Annotated in this window: 17 protein-coding genes; 7 read left to right on the plus strand and 10 right to left on the minus strand. The window is 60.4% G+C overall.

The annotated features are described in order from the left end of the window. Positions 1-233 precede the first annotated feature (233 nt). Positions 234-1,532, plus strand: a complete 1,299-nt coding sequence (gene tcuC, locus ACW9I6_RS18805) for an MFS transporter (RefSeq protein WP_003218952.1) — start codon at positions 234-236, stop codon at positions 1,530-1,532. 162 nt (positions 1,533-1,694) lie between these two features. Here tcuC and ACW9I6_RS18810 read toward each other — a convergent pair whose 3' ends face one another. Continuing rightward, entirely contained in the window at positions 1,695-3,158 is a 1,464-nt protein-coding gene (locus ACW9I6_RS18810; RefSeq protein WP_023659083.1) for a glyceraldehyde-3-phosphate dehydrogenase, read from the minus strand. Positions 3,159-3,497: 339 nt separating this feature from the next. On the opposite strand from ACW9I6_RS18810, the gene mfd reads away from it, so the two are divergent. From mfd to ACW9I6_RS18825, 3 genes are read left to right on the plus strand one after another with little or no spacing between them, the layout of a single operon-like run. Continuing rightward, a complete protein-coding gene (mfd, locus tag ACW9I6_RS18815; RefSeq protein ID WP_003218956.1) occupies positions 3,498-6,947 on the plus strand; it encodes a transcription-repair coupling factor in 3,450 nt (1,149 codons plus the stop codon). A gap of 11 nt (positions 6,948-6,958) precedes the next feature. Further along, complete coding sequence (locus ACW9I6_RS18820) at positions 6,959-7,528, plus strand: CsiV family protein (protein ID WP_003218957.1); 570 nt, start codon at positions 6,959-6,961, stop codon at positions 7,526-7,528. Between the two features lie 9 nt (positions 7,529-7,537). Continuing rightward, a complete protein-coding gene (locus ACW9I6_RS18825) occupies positions 7,538-10,228 on the plus strand; it encodes a DEAD/DEAH box helicase (protein WP_457339655.1) in 2,691 nt (896 codons plus the stop codon). 112 nt (positions 10,229-10,340) lie between these two features. Here the strand turns inward: ACW9I6_RS18825 and nagZ are convergent, their stop codons facing one another. Together nagZ and ACW9I6_RS18835 are read right to left on the minus strand one after the other, a co-directional pair. Further along, entirely contained in the window at positions 10,341-11,351 is a 1,011-nt protein-coding gene (gene nagZ, locus ACW9I6_RS18830; RefSeq protein ID WP_003218962.1) for a beta-N-acetylhexosaminidase, read from the minus strand. A gap of 170 nt (positions 11,352-11,521) precedes the next feature. Then, positions 11,522-12,229 carry a TetR/AcrR family transcriptional regulator gene (locus ACW9I6_RS18835; protein WP_102368389.1) on the minus strand — a complete coding sequence of 236 codons (708 nt, stop codon included), beginning with the start codon at positions 12,227-12,229 and terminating at the stop codon, positions 11,522-11,524. Between the two features lie 262 nt (positions 12,230-12,491). On the opposite strand from ACW9I6_RS18835, the gene lexA reads away from it, so the two are divergent. Then, positions 12,492-13,100, plus strand: a complete 609-nt coding sequence (lexA, locus tag ACW9I6_RS18840; RefSeq protein ID WP_003172575.1) for a transcriptional repressor LexA — start codon at positions 12,492-12,494, stop codon at positions 13,098-13,100. Between the two features lie 10 nt (positions 13,101-13,110). Then, positions 13,111-13,584: an SOS-induced cell division inhibitor SulA gene (sulA, locus tag ACW9I6_RS18845; protein WP_003218967.1), complete on the plus strand. Its 474-nt coding sequence runs from the start codon at positions 13,111-13,113 to the stop codon at positions 13,582-13,584. Positions 13,585-13,696: 112 nt separating this feature from the next. On the opposite strand, the gene ACW9I6_RS18850 is transcribed toward sulA, so the two are convergent. The 7 genes from ACW9I6_RS18850 to ACW9I6_RS18880 all read right to left on the minus strand — a co-directional run bounded on the left by ACW9I6_RS18850 (position 13,697) and on the right by ACW9I6_RS18880 (position 22,080). After that, complete coding sequence (locus ACW9I6_RS18850; protein ID WP_003218969.1) at positions 13,697-13,930, minus strand: hypothetical protein; 234 nt, start codon at positions 13,928-13,930, stop codon at positions 13,697-13,699. A 188-nt stretch (positions 13,931-14,118) separates the two neighbouring features. After that, on the minus strand, positions 14,119-14,640 hold the full coding sequence (locus tag ACW9I6_RS18855) for a DUF6586 family protein (protein ID WP_003218971.1): 522 nt from the start codon (positions 14,638-14,640) through the stop codon (positions 14,119-14,121). A gap of 127 nt (positions 14,641-14,767) precedes the next feature. Then, the gene (topA, locus tag ACW9I6_RS18860; RefSeq protein WP_003218973.1) at positions 14,768-17,389 is read right to left on the minus strand and encodes a type I DNA topoisomerase; all 2,622 of its coding nucleotides are present in this window, start codon (positions 17,387-17,389) and stop codon (positions 14,768-14,770) included. 114 nt (positions 17,390-17,503) lie between these two features. Beyond that, positions 17,504-17,740, minus strand: a complete 237-nt coding sequence (locus tag ACW9I6_RS18865) for a DUF1653 domain-containing protein (protein ID WP_457339656.1) — start codon at positions 17,738-17,740, stop codon at positions 17,504-17,506. Positions 17,741-17,837: 97 nt separating this feature from the next. Then, positions 17,838-19,013, minus strand: coding sequence for an acetyl-CoA C-acyltransferase FadA (gene fadA / locus ACW9I6_RS18870; RefSeq protein ID WP_003218978.1), 1,176 nt, complete (start codon positions 19,011-19,013; stop codon positions 17,838-17,840). Between the two features lie 29 nt (positions 19,014-19,042). Beyond that, on the minus strand, positions 19,043-21,190 hold the full coding sequence (gene fadB / locus ACW9I6_RS18875; RefSeq protein WP_003218979.1) for a fatty acid oxidation complex subunit alpha FadB: 2,148 nt from the start codon (positions 21,188-21,190) through the stop codon (positions 19,043-19,045). A 452-nt stretch (positions 21,191-21,642) separates the two neighbouring features. Next, on the minus strand, positions 21,643-22,080 hold the full coding sequence (locus tag ACW9I6_RS18880; protein ID WP_003218981.1) for a hypothetical protein: 438 nt from the start codon (positions 22,078-22,080) through the stop codon (positions 21,643-21,645). Between the two features lie 104 nt (positions 22,081-22,184). Here ACW9I6_RS18880 and ACW9I6_RS18885 point away from each other — a divergent pair, with 104 nt between their 5' ends. After that, positions 22,185-22,622, plus strand: a complete 438-nt coding sequence (locus ACW9I6_RS18885; RefSeq protein ID WP_003218985.1) for a universal stress protein — start codon at positions 22,185-22,187, stop codon at positions 22,620-22,622. Positions 22,623-22,713: the final 91 nt, after the last annotated feature.

Below are 22,713 nucleotides of genomic sequence, written 5' to 3' on the forward strand. Positions count from 1 at the left end.
TCATAAGCTGACTGGCACACCGCATTCGCGAGCAAGCCCGCTCCCACATTGGATTTTCATCACCCGGAGGCCTGCGGCAATTTGCCAGCTTGCTATCGGTTTTTTGTTGCCTGTGGTGGCTTATACACATATCGTTACAAAACTGTTCAGCGCCAGCCTCGTGCCAAGGCTTTAACAGCAAGGACGGTTGCGACCAGGGATTACTAATAAGATAGCCAAAATGAGTGCATGACATGTCCACTACAACGGGCAAGGGCAAGGCGATCTTTCGCGTTGTCAGCGGTAACTTCCTCGAGATGTTCGACTTCATGGTCTATGGCTTCTACGCCACGGCCATTGCCAAGACATTTTTCCCCACCGACAGCGCGTTCGCGTCCCTGATGCTGTCCCTGGCGACCTTTGGTGCCGGGTTCCTGATGCGTCCGCTGGGCGCGATTTTCCTCGGTGCCTATATCGACCGTCACGGCCGTAAAAAGGGCCTGGTGATCACCCTGGCGATGATGGCCGCCGGTACCGTGCTGATCGCCTGCGTTCCCGGGTATGCCACCCTGGGTGTCGCGGCGCCGCTGATCGTGTTGTTCGGCCGCCTGCTGCAAGGTTTCTCCGCCGGTGTCGAACTGGGCGGCGTGTCGGTGTACCTGGCGGAAATCGCCACTCCAGGCCGTAAAGGCTTCTTCGTCAGTTGGCAGTCCGCCAGCCAGCAAGCTGCGGTGGTATTCGCCGGCCTGCTGGGCGTAGGCCTCAACCACTGGCTCAGCCCGGAAGAAATGGGTGACTGGGGCTGGCGCGTGCCGTTCCTGATCGGCTGCCTGATCGTGCCGGTGATCTTCGTGATTCGTCGCTCCCTGGAAGAAACCCCGGAATTCCAGGCGCGCAAACACCGCCCTACCCTGCAGGAAATCGTCCGCTCGATCGGCCAGAACTTCGGCATCGTCATCGCCGGCATGGCGCTGGTGGTGATGACCACCGTGTCGTTCTACCTGATCACCGCCTACACCCCGACCTTCGGCAAGGCCGAACTGCACCTGTCGGACTTCGACGCGCTGCTGGTCACTGTGTGCGTGGGCATCTCGAACTTCATCTGGCTGCCGGTGATGGGCGCGGTGTCCGACAAGATCGGGCGTAAACCCCTGCTGCTGGGGGCGACTATTCTGGCGATCCTCACCGCTTATCCAGCGCTGTCCTGGCTGGTGGCCAACCCGAGCTTCAGCCATCTGCTGATCGTGCTGCTCTGGCTGTCGTTCCTGTATGGCTCGTACAACGGCGCGATGGTTGTAGCGCTGACCGAAATCATGCCGGTAGAAGTGCGCACCACCGGTTTCTCCCTGGCCTACAGCCTGGCGACGGCAACCTTTGGTGGCTTTACTCCGGCGGCGTGTACCTACCTGATCCACGTGCTGGACAACAAGGCCGCACCGGGCATCTGGCTCAGCGGCGCGGCGGTGCTGGGCTTGATCGCCACATTGATCCTGTTCAAGGGCAACCGGCATGAACTGCGTACCGCGCAGGCTTCGATAGTCGGCGGCGCTTGATGGATCGCTATCGCAGGCAAGCCCGCTCCCACATTTGAATGTATTCACACATCAACATATGGGAGCTGGCTTGCCTGCGATGAGGCCGGTACAAGCAACGCAAAAACAACAGACATAAAAAAGCCCCGAACCAGTCGGGGCTTTTTCATTTACCGCTGATGCTTAGCGCGGGAATGCTGGCGGGTTAACCCCGGCCATGTCTTCCATCACGCGAACCACCTGGCAGCTGTAACCGAATTCGTTGTCGTACCAAACGTACAGAACAACGCGGTTGTCTTGAGTGATGGTCGCTTCAGCGTCCACCACACCGGCGTGGCGCGAGCCCACGAAGTCGGTGGAAACCACTTCCTGCGAATTGACGAAGTCGATTTGCTTGTGCAGATCGGAGTGCAGCGCCATGTAGCGCAGGTACTCGTTCATCTCTTCACGGGTGGCGGCTTTCTCAAGGTTCAGGTTGAGAATGGCCATCGACACGTTCGGCGTCGGAACACGGATCGCGTTACCGGTCAGCTTGCCGGCCAGCTCAGGCAGGGCCTTGGCAGCAGCGGTGGCAGCACCGGTCTCGGTGATCACCATGTTCAGCGCGGCGCTACGGCCACGGCGATCGCCCTTGTGGAAGTTGTCGATCAGGTTCTGGTCGTTGGTGTACGAGTGAACCGTTTCAACGTGACCGTTAACGATGCCGAACTTGTCATTCACAGCCTTCAGCACCGGCACGATGGCGTTGGTGGTGCAGGAAGCGGCGGACACGATCTTGTCGTCAGCGGTGATTTCACCGTGGTTGATGCCGTGCACGATGTTCTTCAGCTTGCCCTTGCCAGGCGCAGTCAGGACAACGCGGTCGATACCCGGGCACGCCAGGTGCTGGCCGAGGCCCTCGGCGTCACGCCACACACCGGTGTTGTCCACCAGCAGTGCGTCCTTGATGCCGTACTGGGTGTAATCCACCTCAGACGGGTTCTTCGCGTAGATCACCTGGATCAGGTTACCGTTGGCGGTGATGGTGTTGTTTTCTTCGTCGATGACGATGGTGCCGTTGAACGGACCGTGGACCGAGTCACGACGCAGCAGGCTCGCGCGCTTGGTCAGGTCGTTTTCAGCACCTTTACGCACCACGATGGCACGCAGGCGCAGGCCGTCGCCGCCACCGGTTTTTTCGATCAGGATGCGCGCCAGCAGGCGGCCGATACGACCGAAACCGTACAGCACAACGTCGGTGCCTTTGCGGGCTGCGGCGTTTTGCTGGCCAACCACGTCGGCCATTTCTTCACGTACGAACTGCTCGGCGGTGCGGCCAGCGCCTTCCTTGCGGAATTTATAGGCCAGCTTGCCCAGGTCTACCGAAGCCGCGCCGAGCTTGAGCTCGCTCATGGCTTTAAGCAGAGGGAATGTTTCGTGGACGGAGAGTTCGCTATCGTCGGCAGAACGATGGCGAGCAAAGCGATGAGCCTTGAGAATCGCGATGACTGATTGGTTGATCAGGCTGCGGCCATAGATCGAGCTCACCACGTTGTTATTGCGGTATAGCTGACCGATAAGCGGAATCATCGCTTCAGCGAGTGCTTCACGGTCGATCCATTCACCAAGACACTGGTCGGGCTTCTGAGTCACGGGAACCTTCCACATGTAGGGGCAGAAAAAAGGGGCTACATTATGCCGCCCGACCGCCCTCGGAGCAATGCGCGGCCCGCAACAAAACCCCTTGCAAAAAAATATCGCCCCTCTGCAGCCCAGTAAATACGCGGCTTCCAGCGCACCCCCTGTTGGACCAATGTGACAAAGTGTCCGTAACCCTCCGAAACATACACCGATTTCGGCACTACATAATGAGTCAAAAGGCACCTTTGTTTGTCTTAGCCACTACATTTCCTACAAACCGTAATAGGCTCAGTCAGCAACTGACAGGCGGCACTCCGGGCCGTTACAATTACCGACTTTGTCGCAACGCTTGGAGCTCAACCTTCCGTGCCCGTTCTGCGTCTACCGCTTCTCCCTGCCGCGGCAGGTAAACAGCACTGGGGCAATCTGCCCGGTGCCGCCCTGAGCCTGGCCATCGCCGAGGCTGCCAGCGCTGCCAAGCGCTTTACCCTGCTGCTCACCGCCGACAGCCAAAGTGCCGAGCGGCTGGAACAGGAGCTGAGTTTCTTCGCCCCCGATTTGCCGGTACTGCATTTCCCGGACTGGGAAACCCTGCCCTACGATCTGTTCTCGCCGCACCAGGACATCATTTCCCAGCGCATCGCCAGCCTGTACCGCTTGCCGGAACTGGCCCACGGCGTGCTGGTGGTGCCGATCACCACGGCCCTGCACCGCCTGGCACCGACCAAGTTCCTGCTGGGCAGCAGCCTGGTGCTGGATATCGGCCAGAAGCTCGATGTGGAGCAAATGCGCACCCGGCTTGAGGCCAGCGGTTATCGCTGCGTCGACACGGTGTACGAGCACGGTGAGTTCGCCGTGCGTGGCGCGTTGATCGACCTGTTCCCGATGGGCAGCAAACTGCCCTACCGGATCGACCTGTTCGACGACGAAATCGAAACCCTGCGCACCTTCGATCCGGAAAACCAGCGCTCCATCGACAAGGTGCAGTCGATCAAGCTGCTGCCGGCCCGGGAGTTCCCGCTGCAAAAAGACGCGGTCACGCGCTTCAAGGCACGTTTCCGCGAGCGCTTCGACGTGGATTTCCGTCGCTGCCCGATCTTCCAGGACTTGAGCAGCGGGATTACCCCCGCCGGTATCGAGTATTACCTGCCGCTGTTCTTCGACGAAACCTCCACGCTCTTCGATTACCTGCCTCAGGACACCCAGGTGTTCTCGCTGCCAGGCATCGAACAGGCAGCGGAGAATTTCTGGAATGACGTGCGCAACCGTTATGAAGAACGCCGCGTCGACCCGTCCCGTCCTTTATTGCCACCGGCCGAGCTGTTCCTGCCGGTGGAAGACTGCTTCGCCCGCCTGAAAAACTGGCCGCGGGTAGTCGCCAGCCAGCAGGACGTGGATGCAGGCGCCGGCCGCGAGCGCTTTCCGGCGCAAGCGCTGCCGAACCTGGCGATTGAAGCCAAGGCTAACCAGCCGCTGGAAGCGCTGTCGAATTTCCTCGGTGACTTCCCCGGCCGCGTGCTGTTTACCGCCGAGTCCGCCGGGCGCCGCGAGGTGCTGCTGGAGCTGTTGGAACGCCTGAAGCTGCGGCCGAAAACCGTCGACAGCTGGCCGGACTTTGTCGCGAGCAAGGATCGCCTGGCGATCACCATCGCACCGCTGGACGAAGGGCTGCTGCTGGACGACCCGGCCCTGGCACTGATTGCCGAGAGCCCGCTGTTCGGTCAGCGGGTGATGCAGCGCCGCCGCCGGGAAAAGCGCGCCGATGCCAACAACGATGCGGTGATCAAGAACCTCACCGAGCTGCGCGAAGGCGCGCCGGTGGTGCATATCGACCACGGCGTGGGCCGTTACCTGGGCCTGCAGACCCTGGAGATCGACAACCAGGTGGCCGAATTCCTCACCATGGAATACGCCGAGGGCGCCAAGCTCTACGTGCCCGTGGCCAACCTGCACCTGATCGCCCGCTACACCGGCAGCGACGACGCCCTCGCGCCGTTGCACCGCCTGGGCTCCGAGACCTGGCAGAAAGCCAAGCGCAAGGCCGCCGAACAGGTACGCGATGTGGCCGCCGAGTTGCTCGACATCTATGCCCGCCGCGCCGCCCGCGAAGGTTATGCGTTTGCCGACCCAAAAGCCGACTACGCCACCTTCAGCGCCGGCTTCGCCTTCGAAGAAACCCCGGACCAGCAAACCACCATCGACGCCGTGCGCGCCGACATGCTGGCGCCCAAGCCGATGGACCGCCTGGTGTGCGGCGACGTGGGCTTCGGCAAGACCGAAGTGGCAATGCGCGCAGCGTTTATTGCGGTGCACGGCGGCCGCCAAGTGGCGATCCTCGTCCCCACCACCCTGCTCGCCCAGCAGCACTACAACAGCTTTCGCGACCGCTTTGCCGACTGGCCGGTGACTGTGGAGGTGATGAGCCGCTTCAAATCGGCCAAGGAAGTGAATGCGGCCATCGCCGACCTGGCGGAAGGCAAGATCGACATTGTCATCGGCACTCACAAGCTGCTGTCGGATGACGTGAAGATCAAGAACCTCGGGCTGGTGATCATCGACGAAGAGCACCGCTTCGGGGTTCGCCAGAAAGAACAGCTCAAGGCCCTGCGCAGTGAAGTCGACATCCTGACGCTCACCGCCACGCCGATTCCGCGCACGCTGAACATGGCGGTGTCGGGCATGCGCGACCTCTCGATCATCGCCACGCCGCCGGCGCGCCGGTTGTCGGTGCGCACCTTCGTCATGGAGCAGAACAAAAGCACGGTCAAGGAAGCCCTGCTGCGCGAGTTGCTGCGCGGCGGCCAGGTGTACTACCTGCACAACGATGTAAAAACCATCGAGAAATGCGCCGCCGACCTCGCCGAACTGGTGCCGGAAGCACGGATCGCCATCGGACACGGGCAGATGCGCGAGCGCGAACTCGAACAGGTGATGAGCGACTTCTATCACAAGCGCTTCAACGTGCTGATCGCCTCGACCATCATCGAGACCGGCATCGACGTGCCGAGCGCCAACACCATCATCATCGAGCGCGCCGACAAGTTCGGCCTGGCGCAGCTGCATCAGTTGCGCGGCCGGGTCGGGCGCAGCCACCACCAGGCGTATGCCTATCTGCTGACGCCGCCGCGCCAGCAGATCACTTCCGACGCCGAGAAGCGCCTGGAAGCGATCGCCAACACCCAGGACCTCGGCGCCGGCTTTGTGCTGGCCACCAACGACCTGGAAATCCGCGGCGCCGGCGAACTGCTGGGCGACGGCCAGAGCGGGCAGATCCAGGCCGTCGGCTTCACCCTGTATATGGAAATGCTCGAGCGCGCGGTGAAGTCCATCCGCAAGGGCGAACAACCGAACCTCGACCAACCGCTGGGTGGCGGCCCGGAGATCAACCTGCGCCTGCCGGCGCTGATCCCCGAAGACTACCTGCCGGATGTGCACGCGCGACTGATCCTGTACAAGCGCATCGCCTCGGCCACCGACGAAGAAGGTCTCAAGGACCTTCAAGTGGAGATGATCGATCGCTTCGGCCTGTTGCCGGAGCCGACCAAGAACCTGGTGCGCCTGACCCTGCTCAAACTGCAGGCCGAGCAACTGGGCATCAAGAAGGTCGACGCCGGGCCGCAAGGTGGGCGTATCGAATTCGAAGCGCAGACGCCGGTGGACCCACTGGTGCTGATCAAGCTGATTCAGGGCCAGCCCAATCGCTACAAGTTCGAAGGGGCTACGCTGTTCAAATTCATGGTGCCGATGGAACGCGCCGAAGAACGCTTTAATACACTGGAGGCGCTGTTTGAGCGCCTCATCCCGAAATCTGCTTGAAGGACGCCCCAATGCGCCTGTTCCGCATTTTGAGCTTGTTGTTGGTGGTCGTTGCGCCTTCGGCGTTCGCCGACAGCCCGTACCTGGTGGAGATGATCCTGGTGCGCCAGAACGCCGAGCCGGTGATCAACAGCCGTGCGGCGCCGGAAAACTGGGACGCCGGCGCACCACGCCTGGGGACTGACAAAATGAGCCCGCCACGACTGGGCAATATTGTCGAGAAGCTGCAAGCCAGCAGCGACTACACCGTATTGCTGCACAAGTCCTGGGAACAGAATCTCGGTGAGCAACCGGTGAAGCTGGCCATCAGCGATGGCCAGGAACAGTTCGGCCAGTTCCCCATCGAAGGCACCCTGAACCTGCAGCTTGGACGCTTTACCGATATCGACGCAGACTTCTGGGTCAACCAGTTCGACGCCAACGGCAGCGTCATCGCCAGCGAACACCTCAGCCAGCAAGACGTGCGCACCAAGAACAACCAGCTCAACTACCTGGACGGCGGCCACCTCGCCCTGCTGATCAAGATCACTTCGCTGACCGCCAAGCCGCCCAGCGCTCCACCGCCCGATGTCCAGGACTGATCCAGCACCATGCCCCTGACGTCGTCGTTGACCAAACCCCTGGCCCCTTCGTGGGCCAATCGCTTTAAAGAGCAAAGCCTCGAGCGTGGCCGGCGCTACGCCCTGGAAAACCGTGTGCGTATCGTCGAGTCCGGCGACAGCACCATCATTGCCAGCTGCGAAGGCTCGGGTGGCAATGTCTACCGCCAGACCATTTCGCTGCGCGAATCCGCCAAGGGCACGTTGATCCTGGTGGACAGCCGCTGCACGTGCCCCGTGCACACCAACTGCAAACACATCGCCGCCGTGCTGCTCAAGGTCCAGGAAACCCTGGCCTACCCGGCGGCGGCCCAGGATGCCGAGTTGCTGGAGAAGCTCCAGGCGGTGCTGGATAACCGCGTGGTGTTGCCGCAAGTGGTGATGGAAGACGTGCAACCGGTGCCGCGCCTGTGGCTGGCGAGTATCGAGTTCAGTGCCTTCGAACCGCGCAACGGCAAGATGCAGCGTTATATCCAGCATCGCGCGGCGTTGTCCTTCAACTATTTGGGCAACTACGTCAGCGGCCAGAAGAACGCCGACATTATCGTGCGCCAGGAACAGCAGAGCCTGCGGATCAAGCGCCACCCCGAGGTGGAGCAGCAGTTTCGCGAACAGCTGCGCCTGCTGGGCTTCAAGATCGCCACCCGCCAGAGCAAGGCCCTGCCGGAAAGCGCCGGCGAGCTGTTCGAGATGGTCAACGACAGCGCGTGGCTGAACTTCACCCTGAATGCCTCGCCGAACCTGCGCGCCCAGGGCTGGGAACTACAGATCGACGAAGATTTCGGTTTTGACCTGAGCGCCGTCGACGACTGGTACGCCAGCGTCCACGAGATGCCGGAGCGCGACTGGTTCGACTTGGAGCTGGGGATCATCGTCAACGGCGAACGCCTGAGTCTTCTGCCGATCCTGTTGAACCTGATGCGCTCTCACACCGAGATCCTCAACCCGGAAAAACTCGCCCGGCGCCGTGATGACGAACTGATCCTGGTGAACATTCCCGGCCTGCCCAACGGCCACGGCCCGCTGCAAGTGGCGCTGCCTTATGGCCGGCTGAAACCGGTGCTGGCAACCCTGGGCGAGTTCTACCTGCAAGAGCCCGGCACCACCGCGCTGCGCCTGGCCAAGGCCGACGCGATTCGCCTGAACCCGCTGGAAGACCTGCCGCTGCAATGGGAAGGCGGCGAAAAGATCCGCAACTTCGCCCAGCGCCTGCGGGACATCAAGGATTTCAGCTGCGAAGCGCCGGAAGGCTTGAACGCAACGTTGCGCCCTTATCAACTGGAAGGCCTGAGCTGGATGCAGTCGCTGCGCCAACTCGACGTCGGCGGGATTCTCGCGGATGACATGGGCCTGGGCAAAACCCTGCAAACCCTGGCGCATATTCTCAGCGAGAAAATCGCCGGACGCCTGGACCGCCCGTGCATGGTGGTGATGCCCACCAGCCTGATCCCGAACTGGCTCGACGAAGCGGCGCACTTCACGCCGCAGCTCAAAGTCATGGCGTTGTACGGCGCGGGGCGCAAGAAACATTTCCCTCAGTTGCAGGACTACGACCTGCTGCTGACCACCTACGCCCTGCTGCCCAAGGACATCGAGCAACTGGCCGCCCTGCCCTTGCACGTGCTGATCCTTGACGAAGCGCAGTACATCAAGAACCCCAACAGCAAGGCCGCCCAGGCGGCCCGCGAGCTGAACGCCCGCCAGCGCCTGTGCCTCAGCGGTACACCGCTGGAAAACCACTTGGGCGAGCTGTGGTCGCTGTTCCACTTCCTGCTGCCGGGTTGGCTGGGGGACGTGAAGAGCTTCAACCGCGATTACCGCGTACCGATCGAAAAGCGCGGCAGCGATGTGCGATTGCAGCACCTTAATGGTCGGATCAAGCCGTTCCTGCTGCGTCGCACCAAGGAGCAGGTGGCGACCGAGCTGCCGCCCAAGACCGAGATCATCCACTGGGTCGACCTCAACGAAGCCCAACGCGACGTGTACGAAACCATGCGCCTGGCGATGGACAAGAAAGTCCGCGACGAGATTACCCGCAAGGGTGTGGCGCGCAGCCAGATCATCATCCTGGAGGCGCTGCTCAAGTTGCGCCAGGTGTGCTGTGATTTACGCCTGGTCAATGATGCAACCCTGCCGGCAAAGGGCAGTAGCTCGGGCAAACTCGACAGCTTGATGGAGATGCTCGAAGAGCTGTTTGCCGAAGGCCGCAGGATTCTGCTGTTTTCCCAGTTCACTTCGATGCTGAGCCTGATCGAGGCCGAGTTGAAGAAGCGCGGCGTGGCTTATGCGCTGCTTACCGGTCAGACGCGGGATCGGCGCACGCCGGTGAAAGACTTCCAGAGCGGCAAGCTGCAGATCTTCCTGATCAGCCTGAAGGCAGGCGGCGTCGGGCTTAACCTGACGGAAGCGGACACGGTGATTCACTACGACCCGTGGTGGAACCCGGCCACGGAGAACCAGGCCACCGACCGTGCGTATCGCATCGGCCAGGAAAAGCCGGTATTCGTCTACAAGATGATTGCCCGGGGCACCGTGGAAGAGAAAATCCAGCATTTGCAGAAGGAAAAGTCTGATCTGGCGGCGGGCGTTCTGGATGGGCGGACGACGGGGGATTGGAAGTTGGGGAATGAGGATATCGAGGCGTTGTTTGCGCCGTTGCCTCACAAGCAAGAGAAGCGCTGACTGTTAGATCGCCTTCGCGAGCAAGCCCGCTCCCACATTTGACCGCATATACCCTGGAGGAATGCGGTCGGATGTGGGAGCGGGCTTGCTCGCGAAGGGCGCACCGCAGTTGTCAGTCGATCAACTGAGCATCTCGCAGCGCACCCAACGCCGCCAACCAACGCGGATCCTGCTTGTACTCGGTCGACGCCACCGCCTGGCCACGCATCCGCGCGATACGCGCCGACGGCGTGACCTTCATGCGCTGGGCAGCACTCAGGGCCAGCTCGGCGGCGGCGCGGTCGTTGCACACCAGGCCCATGTCGCAACCGGCAGTCAACGCCGCCTCAATACGACTGGCAGCATCACCGACCACATGAGCCCCCGCCATCGACAGGTCGTCACTGAAGATCACCCCGTCGAACTGCAACTCGCCACGCAGGATGTCCTGCAACCAGCGCCGGGAGAAGCCGGCCGGTTGCGCGTCCACTTGTGGATAAATCACATGGGCCGGCATGACGGCTGCCAGTTGCTTGCTCAGGCGCGCGAAAGGCACCAGGTCATTGGCGCGAATCTGTTCCAGGCTGCGCTCGTCGTTGGGAATGGCGACGTGGGAATCGGCTTCGGCCCAGCCGTGGCCGGGGAAGTGCTTGCCGGTGGCCGCCATACCGGCGCTGTTCATACCACGGATGAAGGCGCCCGCGAGCACGGCGGCGCGCTCGGGATCGCCTTCGAAGGCGCGAGTGCCCACGACGGCGCTGCGTTGGTAATCGAGGTCCAGCACCGGGGCGAAGCTCAGGTCCAGGCCAACCGCCAGCACTTCGGTTGCCATGATCCAACCACACTGCTCGGCCAGTTGCTCCGCATTCGGGTTGTCGGCCAAGGCACGCATCGCCGGCAGACGCACAAACCCCTGACGCAAGCGTTGCACTCGGCCGCCTTCCTGATCGACCGCCAGCAACAGGTCCGGGCGCACGGCGCGAATCGCCGCGCTCAATTCACGCACCTGCCGAGGATGCTCGATATTGCGTGCAAAAATGATCAGGCCGCCCACCTCGGGCTGACGCAACAAGTGGCGATCCTCAGCCGTCAGCCAGGTGCCGGCAACGTCCACCATCAAAGAGCCTTGCAGGGCTTGGGTCATATAGCTTCCTTAAATAACGCACGCAGCCCGAAGCCCCCGCGAGATCGCATCGCCAGGATTGAATCTGGAGACGGACGCTCAGCAAGCGCAACGTGCTGTGGATAAATAGCTGAAATCGGCATGGGCGGCTAGCTTAGCGGATGCAAGCGGCCGCGCACACCCGGGAGGGGTTAAACCTTGGCCGGGGCCGGTGCTGACTTGCTGCGCGGGCGCAATTGGGCGGCGGCCATGGCCTGGTCGGTGACGCCGGTTTCGGCACGCATGCCGGCGGCGAGAAACGGCACCATCAGGCGCATGACCTGCTCGATGGAGGTGTTGACGCCGAAGTCGGTCTCGGCAATCGCACGCAGTGCCTTGATCCCGGACATGCTGAATGCCGCGGCACCGAGCATGAAGTGCACGCGCCAGAACAGTTCGATTGGCGGGATACGCGGGGCGGCTTCGTTGACCAGCAACATATAGCGGCGGAACACCTTGCCGTACATGTCTTCCAGATAGCGGCGCAGGTGGCCCTGGCTCTGGCTGAACGCCAGGCCCAACAGGCGCATGAAGATCGACAGGTCGTTGCCGCTGCGTGGCTGAACCACCAGGGCTTGTTCGACGAGGATCTCCAGCAGGTCTTCCAGGCTTGGCTTGTTTTCAGGCTTGGCCTGGCGACGCTCCAGCTCACGATCGAGGCTGATGCAGAAAGGCCCCAGGAACCGAGAGAACACGGCCTGGATCAGCGCCTTCTTGGAGCCGAAATGGTAGTTCACTGCCGCCAGGTTGACCCCGGCCTTGCTGGTAATCAGCCGCAATGAAGTTTCAGCAAATCCTTTTTCCGCGAACAACTGCTCGGCAGCATCGAGAATGCGTTCAACGGTTTCCGACTGGGCCATGGCTACTCCGCCTGACAAACACTTGTTTGAAACATACGTTTCAAGCTATGTCTTGTCAAGCCTGCAGGTCGGTTTGCGGCTGGCCGGTCAGCTATTTCATGGCCATTTAATCACATTCGCCAAGGTCTGTAGGCAGCGCTGTCTCCAGTGTGTAGGACAGGTGATAAATGACCGTCCAGCGGAGTGACTGAAAACGGTGATTGCCAAGCGCAGTCCACTGTATATAATCCCAGTCACTGTATAAAAAGACAGAGCGATCAACATGCTAAAACTGACGCCACGCCAAGCTGAGATTCTGGCTTTTATCAAGCGCTGCCTCGATGACAACGGCTACCCGCCGACCCGGGCGGAAATTGCGCTGGAACTGGGATTCAAGTCACCCAACGCCGCTGAAGAACACCTCAAGGCCCTCGCCCGCAAAGGCGCGATCGAGATGACCCCGGGTGCTTCACGCGGTATTCGTATCCCTGGCTTCGAAGCCAAGGCCGACGAGTCGACACTGCCGATCATCGGCCGCGTCGCAGCCGGTGCGCCGATCCTGGCGCAACAGCACGTCGAGGAATCCTGCAACATCAACCCGACCTTCTTCCATCCCCGTGCCGACTACCTGTTGCGGGTCCATGGCATGAGCATGAAGGACGTGGGCATTTTCGACGGCGACCTGCTGGCCGTCCACACCACACGTGAAGCTCGCAATGGCCAGATCGTCGTCGCCCGTATCGGCGATGAAGTGACGGTCAAACGCTTCAAGCGCGAAGGCAGCAAGGTCTGGCTCCTGGCCGAGAACCCCGAATTCGCGCCGATTGAAGTGAACCTGAAGGATCAGGACCTGGTGATTGAAGGCTTGAGCGTCGGCGTTATTCGCCGCTAACGGAGGCATCATGCAGTTCCTACAGACCCCACAACACACTCAGCTGTCGCTGTTTGAGGCCTTTATGGCCCAGCCCCTTGCGCCCATCCTCAAGGAAGTGGTCGAAGCGCCCTGGAGCGCCGAACCCGAGGCGTTCAGTGAACTGTCGTTGCGCGGTGCTGCCGGGAACTGCCTGAGCCTGTTGGCGCCGATCCTTCGCGAATTGAGCGAGGAACAGGACGCCCGCTGGCTGACGCTGATCGCCCCGCCGTCCAGCCTGACCCAGGCCTGGTTGCGGGATGCCGGCCTGAACCGCGAACGCATCCTGTTGCTGCAACCCCGTGGTGCTCAAAGCGCCCAGCAGTTGACCTGCGAAGCCTTGCGCCTGGGCCGTAGCCATACGGTGGTCAGCTGGCTGAACCCGCTGACCACAGCGGCCAGGCAGCAACTGATCAGCGCCGCCCGCACAGGTGATGCGCAAAGCTTGAACATTCGGTTGGGATAAAACGATACGCGGGTAACTGACAGCTGTCAGGATCCGCCATGACGCGAGGCTTCTTCAGAATTGAGAAGCCGATCTGCACAATTGAAGCCTGTAAAAAAGTCGACAGACGGACTCAGTGAAGAATCCGCGGACCGTCTTCCTTTTCCGGTTCGCCTTCAGCCAGGCGCCCCGCCATCTGCACACCTACGCTCAACATGGCTTTTGCCACTTCCACGTGCTGGCCCTGCAGGAACGCTTTTGCGTCCTCGGAAAAATCCAAGATCACCAGAGAACCCTCGTCCTCAGCCCGGCGCAGCTCGATTCGGCCGTCGGGCAACTCAACAATTTCCAGAAAGGACGTTGGCATAAAAGTCTGTTCTCCACGAAAGGCCGGCATTATATCAGTCTTGTGGCGAGCGGGCTTGCCCGCATTGGGCTGAGCCGCGGCCCTCCGACAGCTGACACTGCCAGGCCTGAAAAGCCTTGGGGCTGCTTCGCAACCCAGCGGGAGCAAGCTCCCTCGCCACAAGAGCGGTAGTTGTCAGCGAGAAGCCTTCAGCACTCGTTCAATCCATCCCGAAACCGAATGGCCAACTTCTTCAGCTCCTGCCGCCAGCTTTCCAGCTCTTCCCGGCTCAACGGCTCGGGTCCTTCTTCGTCCAGGCTTACGGCCACGATCAGCGGCTGGGTCACATCGCCTTTGGGCGTGTGCTTCACCCGTGGCGGTTGGAACATCTCCGCGTGGGCTACCAGCAAGCGCGCCAGCCAACTGTCCGGGCTTTGCGCCATCTCCACCAGTTCGGCCAACTCCGGGATGGCCATGGACTCCAGCACATCCCGGTGGATGATCATTTCCGCACGCGGCGAGCCGGCCTGCGGCAGACGGTAGAACCCGGCGATCTCATGGCACAAGCCAAGCAAGGCGCCATAGAGGTGGAACAGCGCGGCTTCACGCCCGGCCTGTACCAGCGCGATAGCGTTCATCTCCTTCCCTTCCTCGGCACGGCCAAGGGCTTCCAGGGACAAACCCGCGAAGTAAATTTTCTGGTTGGTACGGGTATAGAGTTCGTTGGCCATGAAGGCAGTCTCCACAACGAATAAAGCGTGATGCTGGCTGAACAGTGTCACGGATCAGCCAAGGCCACTGCAAGCGCAAAAAAAAGGCCGCCTATCAAGGCGGCCTTTGTGCATGTAGCTGATCGTATCAAGCGCCCTGGCGCTTGTCCTCGACCTTCCACTTGCCACCGTCGTAGAACGCTTTCCAGCCGGTAGGCTTGCCTTCAACCTCGGTCTGCACGTACTGCTCCTTGGTCTTGCGGCTGTAGCGGATTACGGACGGGCGACCGTCCGGGTCCTTCTTCGGCGCTTCGCAGAGGAAGTGGTACTTCGGATCGATCTCGTCCTTGTGGGGCACGATCTCCATCACCAGCGGTGCACGGGTCTCACGGTTTTTCGGGAACTGGCTGGCAGCCAGGAACAGCCCCGAAGCACCATCACGCAGGATGTAGGTGTCGTTGACCTTCTCGCACTTGAGCTCAGGCATCTTCACCGGGTCCATCTTCGGCGGCGCTGCGTCACCGCTTTTCAGCAGTTTGCGGGTGTTCTTGCACGTCGGGTTGGTGCAACCGAAGAACTTGCCGAAACGGCCGGTCTTGAGCTGCATCTCGCTGCCGCACTTGTCGCATTCCAGGCTCGGGCCTTCGTAGCCCTTGATGCGGTAAGTGCCTTCTTCGATCTCGTAGCCGTTGCAATCCGGGTTGTTACCGCAGATGTGCAGCTTGTGCTTCTCGTCCAGCAGGTAGGCATCCATTGCCGTGCTGCAGATCGGGCAACGGTGCTTGCCACGCAATACCAGTGACTCGGATTCACCCTCGTCATCGGCCGCAATTTCATCGCCCGGCACCAGGTTGACGGTGGCCTTGCAGCGCTCTTTCGGCGGCAGGCTGTAACCTGAGCAACCGAGGAACACACCGGTGGAGGCGGTACGAATCTGCATCGGGCGGCCGCAAGTGAGGCACGGAATGTCCGTCATCACCGGCTGGTTGGCCCGCATGCCGTTCTCGGCGCTTTCAGCCACTTCAAGTTTCTTCTTGAAGTCGCCGTAGAACTCGTCGAGCACGTTTTTCCAGTCGCGTTCGCCCTGGGCCACGTCATCGAGGTTCTCTTCCATGCCGGCGGTGAAGCCGTAGTCCATCAGGTTGGAGAAACTCTCGGACAGGCGCTCGGTGACGATGTCACCCATCTTTTCCGAGTAGAAACGACGGTTGTGCAAGGCCACGTAGCCGCGGTCCTGGATGGTGGAGATGATCGCCGCATAGGTCGAAGGACGACCGATACCGCGTTTTTCCATCTCCTTGACCAGGCTGGCTTCCGAATAACGCGCCGGCGGCTTGGTGAAGTGCTGGGACGGGTCGAGCTTGATCAGCTTCAACACATCGCCCTGTGCCATGTCCGGCAGTACATCGTCGTCGCCCGGCTTGGCGATTTGCGGCATCACGCGGGTGTAACCGTCGAACTTGAGGATACGGCCCTTGGCACGCAGCTCGAAGTCACCAGCACCCACGCTGACAGTCGTCGACAGGTATTGCGCCGGCAGCATCTGGCAAGCCAGGAACTGGCGCCAGATCAGCTCGTAGAGGCGCTCAGCGTCGCGCTCCATGCCGCTCAGCTTGCTTGGCTCGGTATTGGCGTCGGAGGGACGAATCGCTTCGTGAGCCTCTTGTGCGCCTTCCTTGCTGCTATAGACGTTCGGCTTCTCCGGCAGGTACTTCTTGCCGAACTCGCTTTCAATATAAGTACGCGCCATCGCCACCGCGTCTTGCGACAGGTTGGTGGAGTCGGTACGCATATACGTGATGTAGCCCGCTTCATACAGACGCTGGGCCATCATCATGGTCTTCTTCACCCCGAAGCCCAGGCGGTTGCTCGCGGCCTGTTGCAGGGTGGAGGTGATGAACGGCGCCGACGGCTTGCTGCTGGTGGGCTTGTCTTCACGCTTGACGATGCTGTAGCTGGAAGCCTTGAGCTTCTCCAGCGCGGCCATGGCCTGGGCTTCGTTGAGCGGCTTGAAGGCCTCGCCTTTCTCGCGGGCCACTTCAAAGCGCACGTTGTTGCCCTTGGCGGTGCCCAGGTCAGCGTGCACTTCCCAGTATTCTTCGGGGTTGAACGCACGAATCTCGCGTTCACGCTCCACCACCAGCTTTACCGCAACCGATTGCACACGGCCGGCGGACAGGCCACGGGCGATTTTCGCCCACAGCAGCGGCGAGACCATGTAACCCACGACACGGTCGAGGAAGCGACGCGCCTGTTGGGCATTGACGCGGTCAATGTCCAGTTCGCCCGGCTTGGAGAAGGCTTCCTGGATCGCCTTCTTGGTAATTTCGTTGAACACCACGCGCTTGTAGCGGCTGTCGTCACCCCCGATGGCTTCCCGCAGGTGCCAGGCAATAGCCTCCCCCTCGCGGTCCAAGTCGGTTGCGAGATAGATGGTGTCAGCATCCTTGGCGAGCCGGCGCAGCTCTTCGATGACCTTTTCCTTGCCCGGGAGGATCTCGTACTTGGCTTTCCAGCCATGATCGGGATCGACACCCATGCGCGAGACCAGCTGCTTGCGCGCTTTCTCTTTAGGCGTGAGCACCGGACCTTCGCCCGCAGCCGCCTTGCCGCGCTTGGCGGCAGGCTCCTTGCTGGCGCTAGCCGAACCGCTGGTGGGCAGGTCTCGGATATGGCCGATACTCGACTTCACCACGTACTCGTTACCCAAGTACTTGTTGATGGTCTTGGCCTTAGCCGGGGATTCCACAATGACCAGCGATTTGCCCATGGATCGGAAAATTCCTGAATTCGAGAAGTGAAAGGCGGTTGGCGCCTGACGCGGCAACGCTATATATAGTGGCAACAAGGTGAGGTCAAGCGCAGCATTCTGCGCGGCCTGCCTTTATTGCACGGAAAAAAGGCTGGGTTCGGCCTGGATCAAAGCAAAGCGCGGGACCTGTTCGCCGTCAACTTCGACGGTCTCAAGGAACATGCTCAAGGGACGCACCCAAAAGCCGTAATCGCCATACAGTGCTTGGTAAAACACCACTTCCTCTTCGGTCTCGGAATGCCGCGCCACATTAAAAACGCGGTACTGCGGACCTTTATAATGCTGGTAGAGCCCTGGTTCGACTTTCATGCTCTGGCCCTCTTACAAAATTTGTTAAAAAAAAATATAAAAAATTCCAAAAAACAAAAACCGGGGCACTGGGCCCCGGCTTCCGTCAACGAAACGTTTAGATACGTTCGAAGACGGTGGAGATGCCTTGGCCGAGGCCAATGCACATGGTTGCAACCCCAAGGTTGCCGCCATTTTGCTTCATCACGTTAAGCAACGTGCCGGAGATACGAGCGCCGGAACACCCAAACGGGTGACCCAAGGCAATCGCGCCGCCGTGCAGGTTAACCTTCTCGTTCATCTTGTCGAGCACTTTCAAATCTTTCAGCACTGGCAGGGCCTGTGCGGCGAAAGCTTCGTTGAGCTCGAAGAAGTCGATGTCGGAGATAGTCAGGCCTGCGCGCTTCAATGCTTTTTGTGTGGCCGGTACTGGACCATAGCCCATGATTGCCGGGTCCACACCTGCGACTGCCATCGAACGAATCACGGCCATCGGCTGGATACCCAGGTCCTGGGCACGCTGGGCCGACATCACGATCATGCACGAAGCACCGTCAGTGATCTGCGACGAAGTACCGGCTGTCACGGTGCCGCCCTTTGGATTGAAGGCCGGCTTCAGGGCCGCCAGGCTTTCCAGGGTGGTGTCCGGACGAATGGTTTCGTCGTAGTCGAACAGTTTCAGGAAACCGTTCTCGTCGTAGCCGTTCATCGGGATGATTTCATCCTTGAACTTGCCTTCCACGGTTGCCTTGTGGGCCAACTGGTGGGAACGCAGGCCGAATGCATCCTGGGCTTCGCGGGTAATGCCGTGCATTTTGCCGAGCATTTCAGCGGTGAGGCCCATCATGCCCGAGGCTTTCGCCGCGTACAGGGACATGTGCGGGTTCGGATCCACACCGTGCATCATACTGACGTGGCCCATGTGCTCCACGCCGCCAACCACGAACACATCACCGTTACCGGTCATGATCGCTTGGGCAGCGGTGTGCAGCGCGCTCATGGACGAGCCACACAGGCGGCTGACGGTCTGGCCGGCAGCGGTGTGCGGGATCTGCGTCATCAGGGAAGCCATGCGGGCGATGTTCCAGCCCTGCTCCAGGGTCTGGTTGACGCAGCCCCAGATCACGTCTTCGACTTCGTTCGGGTCGACCTTGACGTTGCGTTCCAGCAATTTGCTGATCAGGTGCGCCGACATGTCTTCGGCACGGGTGTTGCGGTGCATGCCGCCCTTGGAGCGGCCCATCGGAGTACGACCGAAGTCGACAATCACGACGTCTCTTGGATTCAAGCTCATAAATATTCTCGCTCTAGTCGTCTGGGCACTTAACCGAAGAAGCTCTGGCCGTTCTTGGCCATCTCGCGCAGCTTCGCAGTCGGGTGGTACAGCGGGCCCAGATCAGCGTATTGATCAGCCAGGGCAACGAACTCGGCCACACCGATGGAATCGATGTAACGCAGCGCACCACCACGGAATGGAGGGAAACCAATACCGTAGACCAGGCCCATGTCGGCCTCGGCTGCGGTTTCAACGATGCCGTCTTCCAGGCAGCGCACGGTTTCCAGGCACAGGGCGATCATCATCCAGTTGACGATGTCCTCGTCGGACACTTCACGCTGTTCGTAGATGACCGGCGCGAGTACTTCGTGAACCGATGGGTCGGCCACTTTCTTCTGCTTGCCCTTCTTGTCGGTCTCGTAGGCGTAGAAGCCCTTGCCATTCTTCTGGCCCAGGCGCTTGGCTTCGTAGAGCGCGTCGATCGCCGAGCGGCGGTCGTCTTTCATGCGATCCGGGAAGCCTTCAGCCATTACGTCGCGACCGTGGTGGCCGGTGTCGATGCCGACCACGTCCATCAGGTACGCCGGGCCCATTGGCCAGCCGAATTTTTCCATGACCTTGTCGATGCGCACGAAGTCCACACCGGCGCTGACCAGCTTGGCGAAACCGCCGAAGTACGGAAACAGTACGCGGTTGACCAGGAAGCCCGGGCAGTCATTGACGACGATCGGGTTCTTGCCCATTTTCTTGGCGTAGGCAACGGTGGTGGCAACGGCCAGCTCGCTGGACTTCTCGCCACGGATCACTTCCACCAGCGGCATCATGTGCACCGGGTTGAAGAAGTGCATGCCGACGAAGTTTTCCGGACGCTTGAGGGCCTTGGCCAGCAAGGTGATGGAAATGGTCGAGGTGTTGGACGCCAGGATCGTGTCTTCTTTCACCTGGGCTTCAACTTCAGCCAGTACCGCCTGCTTGACCTTCGGGTTCTCGACAACCGCTTCGACCACCAGGTCGACGTGGCCGAAATCACCGTAGGACAGGGTCGGACGAATGCCGTTAAGCACTTCAGCCATTTTCGCTGCAGTCATGCGGCCTTTATCAACGCGGCCTACCAGCAGCTTCGCGGCTTCTGCCAGACCCTGCTCGATGCCGTGCTCGTTGATGTCTTTCATCAGGATCGGCGTGCCTTTGGACGCCGACTGATAGGCGATACCGCCGCCCATGATACCGGCGCCGAGTACGGCAGCCTGTTTCACGTCGCGAGCGATTTCGTCGTAGGCCTTGGCCTTTTTCTTCAGTTCCTGATCGTTCAGGAACAGACCGATCAAGCTCTGCGCGGCAGAGGTCTTGGCCAGTTTGACGAAGCCGGCAGCTTCGACTTCCAGGGCTTTGTCGCGACCGAAGTTCGCGGCCTTCTGGATGGTCTTGATCGCTTCAACCGGCGCCGGGTAGTTCGGGCCGGCCTGGCCAGCCACGAAACCCTTGGCGGTTTCGAACGACATCATCTGTTCGATGGCGTTGAGCTTGAGTTTTTCCAGCTTTGGCTGACGCTTGGCCTTGTAGTCAAATTCGCCGCTGATGGCGCCCTTGATCAGGTTCAGCGCGGCTTCTGCCAGCTTGTCGGGAGCCACCACAGCATCCACGGCGCCGACTTTCAGCGCGTCTTCAGCACGGTTTTCCTTGCCGGCGGCAATCCACTCGATGGCATTGTCGGCACCGATGATGCGCGGCAGGCGCACGGTACCGCCGAAGCCTGGGTAGATGCCCAGCTTGACTTCCGGCAGGCCGATTTTCGCGGTGGCAGACATCACGCGGAAGTCGGCGGCCAGGCACATTTCCAGACCGCCGCCCAGGGCGATGCCATTGATCGCGGCAACGGTCGGCACGTTGAGGTCTTCGAAATCGCTGAAAATCTTGTTGGCTTCGAGGTTGCCAGCCACAAGCTCGGCATCGGGCAGCTTGAAGTTGTCGACGAATTCGGTGATGTCAGCGCCGACGATGAACACGTCCTTGCCGCTGGAGACGATCACGCCCTTGACCGAAGCATCTGCTTTGATGGTGTCTACGGCCTGACGCAATTCATTCAGGGTTAGACGGTTGAACTTGTTGACGGACTCACCCTTGAGGTCGAATTTCAATTCGACGATGCCACTTTCAAGAGCCTTAACCGTGATGGCTTTACCTTCGTAAATCATCAACTGATCTCCACGATATGGAAGCTGAACAGTACACGTCGGACGCAGGATTCAGCGTAGGCACTGACGTTACCGTCGATGCTAACGCCAAGTTGCCAGGCACACCCGCCAACGCGATAGTCGGGATTCTGTACGAACGGTCTGAAAGACAAACGCTCAATTCATACGCCCGTTTGATTTGGGTACGTCACCTTCAGCCAAATCCGAAGAATTGTCAATCGCTCGAAAGGGCCGCAAAAACGCGACTTTTCAGTCATTTCAGAACCCGGGGCAGCCGGCATCGCCCCGCCAATGTTTAATCATTCGCGAAATCAATAATGTGAATTTTGATTTAAAGGGCTGTACAGAACCGAATATGCGGCTAGGCTAGCGGCACGTAAAACGAATTACCGGCCTGCCTGGCCAACTCCAGCCCGATGATGCTTTCGGGCTTTTTAATGCCCGCAGGAATCTCAGGCCAGCGCCTTGAGCACTGCGTCAATGTCCTGCAACACGCTCAACTCGCCCTTCTCGCCCCAGTACAGGGTGATCATTTGCTTGTCGGCTTCGACTTTGTAGACGTTCGCCGGCAGCGTCGCAAAATGTGGCAACAACTTTTCATCGACGCAGGTTTCCTGCCACTGATTGACCCAAACCCCTGGCTCCAACTGCCAGTAACTCCAGGTCACCCGCGTGGTGCCACGCCGTGGCCGGTGATACTGGGCACACGGGCTTGGCGGCTCGTGCTTGAGCCAGTGTGGCCATTCCTGGGGCGTCAGTTGCATGGCCAGGCCAATGCGCCGCGCCTCCATGCGCAAAGCCATGCGCCCGCTCGAATGGCGCGAAGGACGCAGCCACGCCAGGGGGCTTAAAACCAGCGCAAGGATTGACACCACTATCCAGACCGTCATATGTGTACTCCCGAATTTCTTGATGAGCGGATTTGACCTGACGCAACCCCATCCGCTTGAAACCAGCCATACTGAACTTATCGCTTTCCCTTGGAGGACTCCTCATGCCCTACGAACATATTCTGGTCGCCGTGGACCTGACCGAAGAATGCGACCCCGTGATCAAGCGGGCCGTAGGCCTTGCAGGCGACTCGGTGAAGCTGTCCCTGGTGCATATCGTCGAACCGATGGCCATGGCCTTTGGCGGCGATGTGCCGATGGACCTTTCCCAACTGCAACAGCAGCAGTTCGACCAGGCCAAGGAACGCCTTGACCGGCTGATCAACAAGTACCCTGCCCTGAAAAAAGACCAGAGCCACCTGACCTACGGCCAGCCGCGCCAGGAAATCCACCACCTGGCCAAGGAGCAAGGTTGCGACCTGATCGTGGTCGGCAGCCACGGCCGTCACGGCCTGGCCTTGCTGCTGGGCTCCACCGCCAATGACGTGCTGCACGGCGCACCTTGCGATGTGCTGGCCGTGAAACTGGTCAAGAGCTCGTAAGACCAACGGCAATCCAATGTGGGGAGCGGGCTTGTGTGGGAGCGGGCTTGCTCGCGAAAGCGGTGGATCAGTCGACAAATATATGGACTGA

Source organism: Pseudomonas sp. SDO5522_S412 (assembly GCF_054071215.1).

Bases quoted from the DNA above. Each gene is read 5' to 3' on its own strand.
- tcuC (WP_003218952.1), top strand. From the start codon at position 234: ATGTCCACTACAACGGGCAAGGGCAAGGCGATCTTTCGCGTTGTCAGC.
- ACW9I6_RS18810 (WP_023659083.1), bottom strand. From the start codon at position 3,158: ATGTGGAAGGTTCCCGTGACTCAGAAGCCCGACCAGTGTCTTGGTGAA.
- ACW9I6_RS18820 (WP_003218957.1), top strand. From the start codon at position 6,959: ATGCGCCTGTTCCGCATTTTGAGCTTGTTGTTGGTGGTCGTTGCGCCT.
- ACW9I6_RS18825 (WP_457339655.1), top strand. From the start codon at position 7,538: ATGCCCCTGACGTCGTCGTTGACCAAACCCCTGGCCCCTTCGTGGGCC.
- nagZ (WP_003218962.1), bottom strand. From the start codon at position 11,351: ATGACCCAAGCCCTGCAAGGCTCTTTGATGGTGGACGTTGCCGGCACC.
- ACW9I6_RS18835 (WP_102368389.1), bottom strand. From the start codon at position 12,229: ATGGCCCAGTCGGAAACCGTTGAACGCATTCTCGATGCTGCCGAGCAG.
- lexA (WP_003172575.1), top strand. From the start codon at position 12,492: ATGCTAAAACTGACGCCACGCCAAGCTGAGATTCTGGCTTTTATCAAG.
- sulA (WP_003218967.1), top strand. From the start codon at position 13,111: ATGCAGTTCCTACAGACCCCACAACACACTCAGCTGTCGCTGTTTGAG.
- ACW9I6_RS18850 (WP_003218969.1), bottom strand. From the start codon at position 13,930: ATGCCAACGTCCTTTCTGGAAATTGTTGAGTTGCCCGACGGCCGAATC.
- ACW9I6_RS18855 (WP_003218971.1), bottom strand. From the start codon at position 14,640: ATGGCCAACGAACTCTATACCCGTACCAACCAGAAAATTTACTTCGCG.
- topA (WP_003218973.1), bottom strand. From the start codon at position 17,389: ATGGGCAAATCGCTGGTCATTGTGGAATCCCCGGCTAAGGCCAAGACC.
- ACW9I6_RS18865 (WP_457339656.1), bottom strand. From the start codon at position 17,740: ATGAAAGTCGAACCAGGGCTCTACCAGCATTATAAAGGTCCGCAGTAC.
- fadA (WP_003218978.1), bottom strand. From the start codon at position 19,013: ATGAGCTTGAATCCAAGAGACGTCGTGATTGTCGACTTCGGTCGTACT.
- fadB (WP_003218979.1), bottom strand. From the start codon at position 21,190: ATGATTTACGAAGGTAAAGCCATCACGGTTAAGGCTCTTGAAAGTGGC.
- ACW9I6_RS18880 (WP_003218981.1), bottom strand. From the start codon at position 22,080: ATGACGGTCTGGATAGTGGTGTCAATCCTTGCGCTGGTTTTAAGCCCC.
- ACW9I6_RS18885 (WP_003218985.1), top strand. From the start codon at position 22,185: ATGCCCTACGAACATATTCTGGTCGCCGTGGACCTGACCGAAGAATGC.